Here is a 6,000-nt window from a genome sequence, read left to right as displayed (position 1 = left end):
CCGCAGGCACAATCGGTTGGGGACTACGAAGCCTTGCTGCCATGGAACTGCTCGCCAGAGATGCCACGGTAAACGACTGCCTCATCTTGAGGTAGGTGTAGTTCGTGGATCGGTTACGATGGACAGGCTTTCTTCATCCGGTTGAGCCAATCAACACTGCGGCGCTTGTGCCCCGCCAGTGGTTTGTACTTCTGACGGGCCCAGCGTTGCAGCTTCAAGTCAAAGTGATTGAAGACCTTGCGCATGACCATTTTGTAGAAAGCCCCATAGTAGTTCCACCACCCGCGCAGGGTAGCGTTGTACTGTTGTGACAACTCAAGAAGGCTGACCGGTGTTTGCCGCTGGATATTCCAGCTGCGAGTTCGTTGACGCATTCTTTTTAACGCCTCATTACTGGCCCCGGGCAGGAAGCTGGTAAACCGGCGTCCATTATTGCCCCATGCCTCCCGTGGCCGGAAGGTGAACCCCAGAAACGTGAACTGCGTCGTTGGGTACGCTGCTTTGCGGTTACTGTCTTTGCAATACACAATCTTCGACTTTTCCGGGTGCATGGTCAGCAGACATACTTCCAACCGTGCCTTGATTGCCGCCATGACCTCACACGCCTGCTTTTCGCTACGGCAGTGAACCACCGCATCGTCGGCGTAGCGTGCAAATGGACAACCTGGAAAAGTCCGTTGCATCCAGGCATCGAACGCATAGTGCATAAACAGATTCATCAATAAGGGACTGACAACCCCACCTTGGGGTGTACCGCTTTCACGCGGAACCTGAACGCCGTCAGCAGTCTCAAACGGCGCTTTAAGCCACCGTTCGATATACAACAGAATCCATTCATCCTTTATGTGATGCCTGACCGCTTTGAGCAGCAGCTCATGATCAATGTGATCAAAGGCTCCCTTGATATCGAACTCCACCACCCAATTGATATTCCAGCAACGCCTACGAGTGATCTCCACTGCCTGTTTGGCTGACTTTCCCGGCCGGTATCCATAGGAATCCGGATGGAACAGACAGTCCAGACTCGGCTCTATAAGCAACTTGATGGCGGTCTGAGCCACCCGATCGGCTACTGTTGGAATACCCAGCTTGCGTTTGCCTCCTGATTGCTTCGGAATTTCCACCTGCCGAACCGGTGGCGGAAAATAGGAACCCGACGACATGCGGTTCCAAACCTTGTACAGGTTCCGTTGCAGCTTCTGCTCGAACTGGGCAATAGATTGTTCATCTATCCCAGCGGCTCCTCGATTGGCTTTCACTCGCTGGAAGGCCTCCCAAACTGTCAGCTTGGAAATGCTGTTCGACTTTGCTGCGCTCATGCCGCTCTTCCCCGCCGAAGCCGGTTGACGACATAAGCGAGCTGGGCAACGCCATCCCTTCGCTCCACTCTCATTACAAGAACTTCATCACTACTACGAATGGCTCCGCCCCTCGGCCTTTGCATCGGTATTCTTCCTTGCGGTGGTAGCCGCTTGTCATTTCCCTTGGCATCAAAGGCGAGGTTCTCACGTTCCATATCAAAGCCTGTATTGAGCTCATGCCGCCTATACACCGGCTGTCATCTGGACAGTAGACAGGTATCTTCCAGACTAATCCCGAGGCTACTGGGCGACCTCGGTTTTGACAGCGCTTGAATCCTTAACGATGCGTCTTCGGACGGTTTGCTTTCGCTCATCTTCTCAATACGTACCTGACGCCGTTATCGGCGCCTTTTCCAACGGTCGCTCACCACCACGCCTTTTGAACGCAGCAGCACCGGGCGGTTTGAAGCCAGCTCCTGCAAGCAGACTCCGGGAGGCCTACTCCCATCTTTGATACAGCATCGCTGGCTGACGCCAGCGTTCGTGACACACCCCAATAGAGGATTTTCACCCGATTACGGGGGCGATTCAGAAAAACAAAAAGCACAGGGTCGAACACCGTCACTTTGATATCCAACTCGACCAAAGCAGCGAGGCCGTCGATGGATTTTCGGAAGTCGACAGGCTTGGGGTAGAGATAGACTTTTTCGACTTTGGCGTCGGGACGCATCTGGGTGTGATTCCTGATGGGAATCGGGAGCACAGGAATGGCGAATCTCCTTTGACTCTATCAATTTTTAAAAAAAAGAACGAATATAGCGGCTTTTGGCCAGATACACTCGAGTCTTAGGCCTACAACTTAACTAAAATCAACGTTTCTCGGACGACTCGTTATGACTGCTGTCAATTCTAATCACAACAAAAAACATCACGATGGCAAGCTGGAATTCATCCAAGCCATGCGTGGCATAGCTGCTCTAATGGTTGTGATGCTGCATATTTTACAACAACAAAACATACCAATCGATTCTAGTTTTTATTATTGGTTATTTTCTGGCGGTGGTGCTGGCGTACCTCTATTTTTCGTCATCAGCGGATTCATCATGGCCTACTCAACAAAAGGAATAGAGCCTTCATTTCGCAATTCACTTACCTTTCTCATAAAACGACTTTCAAGAGTCTGGCCCACCTATGCGATCTTGACTATTATCTTCTGGATCACTGTAACGGTCATTGACAATTTTCTCGGGGCGCATTTTCCATACTCCGTCTCAGACATTTTTAAATCAGTTTTATTCATACCATTAAAAAATGATTCATCGCTAGCCCCATTACTTGGCGGAAGTGTTCTATTTCCGGGCTGGTCATTGAACTACGAACTATACTTTTACACATTGTTTGCTGTCTGCATGATCTTCGGAAAACTACGGTGGCCTGTCTTCTTTTCCTTTATTACCTTGACGCTTATCGGGCTACCACTATTGAACGGCGCTACCCCTACTCTGGACGCCTATGTTAATTACGGCTGGAGATCATACCTTGCGCTTGTCACCTCCCCGCTGATCTGGGAGTTCGCAGCCGGCGTCATAATTGGGTTGATATATTTCTCACCATTGAAAATCAACAGCAAATCTTTCGCCCTATTCCTCTGCGCCGCGAGCGTTTCCCTTGCTATTTGGGTCAATCTTTCTAAGATTTCTTGGGGAATGGGTATTAATGGATGGGGATGGTCATTGATCCTGATGTTTTTTGCGTTCACCATTTCAAGCAAAACTGTTTCCTTCAAGATTCCAGAGTGGCTGATATGGCTTGGCAACATCTCTTACTCCTTATATTTGATCCATCCATTTTTTGTAAAACCTGTTTTTGATGTTCTTTGGGAGACTAGTTTTAGAGCTCAGATTCGGGACCCAAGCTTTTCCTTGGTTGTAATCTGCTTTTCTATCTTTTTCGCAGCGCTTTCGCACAAGTATTTAGAGGTTCGCCTCAGCGACTTTATCAGAATCAAGATACTAAGTTATTTCAATCTTAATGGTCGAGAAAAAGTGGTTCTGATTAGCTCACCCACTCATCAGGTAGTAAATTGAAGTCAGCGACGAACAACCAAGCGAAATTGCCAGAAACATTTAGATAACACCAATATTCACGGAACAGGTATGAAGTTCACGATTTTGCTAAATTTAAATAAGTCCAAATACATAAAATCGTGCAAGCTATCTGTTCAAGGCATGGCAGAACATGCATATATATGGGATAGCGAACAATCAGAACCTATCACTGAATGGCTCAACTACAATGATTCAACTATCACCATTAAAGGTGATAATTTTAAACTCTGATGGATATCGGTAAATTTGTTGATGCGAGTGGCCGAGTCGACTTTCAACATGGGCAAGGCACATTCAAGAAAATTCATTTTGAGTGCGATTACGATCCGACCAATAAGCTTGTAACGTGCAACGGCCAGTGCCCAGATCTACAGTTTGGTCGAGACCGCCAAGGTCAACGGCCAAGAGCCCTATACATGGCTGCGCCACGTACTAGAGCGCCTGCCACATGCAAAGTCGGTGGCCGACTACGAAGCGTTGTTGCCGTGGAACTGCTCACCGGAAATGCCACGGTAAACGGGAAGCGCACCTGGTGATAGGTGTACTTCGTGGATCGGATACGACTTTTTCATATGCGATCCATGAACCCCACCTACCACAAAGTGAGGCCTTGGTTTACCGTGGCGTTTCCGGTGAGCAGTTCCACGGCAACAACGCTTCGTAGTCTTCTAGCAATGAGGCATCTGGCAACCGCTCCAGTACGTGGCGCAGCCACGTATAGGGCTCTTGACCGTTGACCTTGGCGGTCTCGACCAAACTATAGATTTGCGCACTGGCAGTGGCCCCTTTGGGCGTATCGCTGAACAGCCAGGCTTTGCGTCCGATTACGAACGGCTTTATCGCGCGCTCCGCCGGATTGTTGTCGATCGGTAAAAAACCAGCTTCTACATAGCGCTCCAGCCGGCTCCAGTTGCTGGCCAGATAATTAACGGCCTTGCCCAGCACACTTTGCGGCGTGACCTGCGACTGGGTTTTATCCAGCCAGCTTTTCAACTGCCCCAGGATCGGCAGGCTCTTTTCCTGACGACCGATAAATCGCTGCTCGTCACTGACATCCTTGAGCTCACGCTCGATGCCATACAGCTTGTTAATCATCGCCAGCGCGATATCGGCTCGTCCGGTCTTGCCTTTGGGCTGCACCTTTTGTGCTTCCACGAACTTGCGCCGTGCATGAGCCATGCACGCCAGACGTTCCACGCCCGGTTGCAACGCCAACGCGTTGTACCCGGCGTAATCGTCGGTCATGACATAACCACGGTAACTTTCCAGCAAGCGCAAAGGTACGTCCTGCGCACGGCTGGAGGTGTAATCGAACAGCACGACTTTTCGCTCTGGCGGGCCGCTGGCTTGCACCCACATCCAGGATTGGCTGGTCGGGTCTCGATCCGGTTCCTTGAGTACCTGGACGCGAGTTTCATCGCAGTGGATGACAGGGCTTTCCAGCAACCGGTCGCGCATCAGATTCAACAGCGGTTGCAGATGCTCGCCGCACTGGATGATCCAGCGGGCAAGCGTCTGACGAGGGATTTCTATGCCATGTCGACTCAGCACCGTTTCAAAACGATGCAGCGGCAAGCCATCGACATACTTGGTGGCCAGCAGCATCGCCAGGACGCTCGGACTGGCCATGCTCTTTTCGATCAGTTGCGCTGGTTTGTCAGCGGTGACCGGGGCTGTTTCACAACCGCGGCAACCGTAGACTTTTCGGATGTGTTTGATGACCCGGATTTGCATCGGCACGATGTCCAGCTGCTCGCTGGTTTCTTCACTGATCACATGCTTGCGGCAGCCGCAGGCACAGGTCAGTTCGTGTTCAGGCAGTTCGTGGATGACTTCGATGCGCGGCAGATCGGCCGACAGTGGCTTGCGCTTGCCACGACGTGGCGCTGGAGCAACAACTTCTTCGTCAGCGTCGCCGATTGAAGGCATCGGCTCGCTTTCCGGCTCATTGAACAGGGCCAGTTGCGGCGTGTTGGGCTCAACGGTCTGTTCTGATTTGCGGCCGAAGATACGGTCACGCAACAGCTTGATCTGTTCTTTCAGATCAACGATGTGGGTGGCGTAAGCTTCTTTGACTTCCTGCTCGCGCGAGCGTGCTTCGTAGGCCTCAAGCAGCATCTGTTTGAGAATTACGGGGTCGTCTGGAAGGTTGTCGGGCAATGATCGCATGCCCTGGATTATACCCGTCAGGCCACAAACCTTGGAGTCAAAACCTTGTGCGGGCGGTTGCGCCAGAGGTCAAAGCCATCCAGCAGCCAGTTCAGCTCCTGCACGGTCAGCACGATGACCTCGTCCAGCTCATCGGGTGAAGTTTTGAAACGCTCGGACTCCANGTACAACACTTTGACCCGGTTGCGGTGACGATTCAGAAAAACGAAGAGTACGGGATCGAACACCGCAACTTTGATATCCAGTTCGACCAGGGCAGCCAAGCCGTCGATGGACTTTCGAAAGACCACCGGTTTCGGGTAGAGGTACACTTTTTCAACGCTGGCGTTGGGACGCATCATGGTGATGGGCTCCTGAGGGAAATCGGGAGCACAGCATCAGCTGTCAGCTATCGGCTTGGAATGTGGGGTTCGTGGAGCGGA

5 protein-coding genes and 1 pseudogene are annotated in these 6,000 nt (G+C 51.3%); 2 read left to right on the top strand and 4 right to left on the bottom strand.

All coding sequences use genetic code 11. From position 1 onward, the window contains the following. Positions 1-113: 113 nt before the first annotated feature. Entirely contained in the window at positions 114-1,319 is a 1,206-nt protein-coding gene (gene ltrA / locus E3W21_RS22125) for a group II intron reverse transcriptase/maturase (RefSeq protein ID WP_134421841.1), read from the bottom strand. A 406-nt stretch (positions 1,320-1,725) separates the two neighbouring features. Next, a complete protein-coding gene (gene tnpB, locus E3W21_RS22120; protein ID WP_134421840.1) occupies positions 1,726-2,031 on the bottom strand; it encodes an IS66 family insertion sequence element accessory protein TnpB in 306 nt (101 codons plus the stop codon). 163 nt (positions 2,032-2,194) lie between these two features. Between tnpB (E3W21_RS22120) and E3W21_RS22115 the strand changes: the two genes are divergently transcribed. Both E3W21_RS22115 and E3W21_RS22110 read left to right on the top strand, forming a co-directional pair. Then, positions 2,195-3,388 carry an acyltransferase gene (locus E3W21_RS22115; protein ID WP_134421839.1) on the top strand — a complete coding sequence of 398 codons (1,194 nt, stop codon included), beginning with the start codon at positions 2,195-2,197 and terminating at the stop codon, positions 3,386-3,388. A 369-nt stretch (positions 3,389-3,757) separates the two neighbouring features. Beyond that, a pseudogene (locus E3W21_RS22110) lies at positions 3,758-3,925 on the top strand (transposase domain-containing protein); the annotation flags it as partial. A 99-nt stretch (positions 3,926-4,024) separates the two neighbouring features. On the opposite strand, the gene E3W21_RS22105 reads toward E3W21_RS22110, so the two are convergent. After that, positions 4,025-5,578 (bottom strand): IS66 family transposase, encoded by a 1,554-nt coding sequence (locus E3W21_RS22105; protein ID WP_134421838.1) that lies wholly within the window; start codon positions 5,576-5,578, stop codon positions 4,025-4,027. A gap of 17 nt (positions 5,579-5,595) precedes the next feature. Beyond that, on the bottom strand, positions 5,596-5,919 hold the full coding sequence (gene tnpB, locus E3W21_RS22100; protein ID WP_256661615.1) for an IS66 family insertion sequence element accessory protein TnpB: 324 nt from the start codon (positions 5,917-5,919) through the stop codon (positions 5,596-5,598). Positions 5,920-6,000: the final 81 nt, after the last annotated feature.

Source organism: Pseudomonas sp. F01002, from assembly GCF_004402115.1.
GTDB lineage: Bacteria > Pseudomonadota > Gammaproteobacteria > Pseudomonadales > Pseudomonadaceae > Aquipseudomonas > Aquipseudomonas frigoris.
The sequence above is the reverse complement of the archived record's forward strand: the minus strand, read 5'-3'. Positions and strand labels throughout refer to the sequence as shown.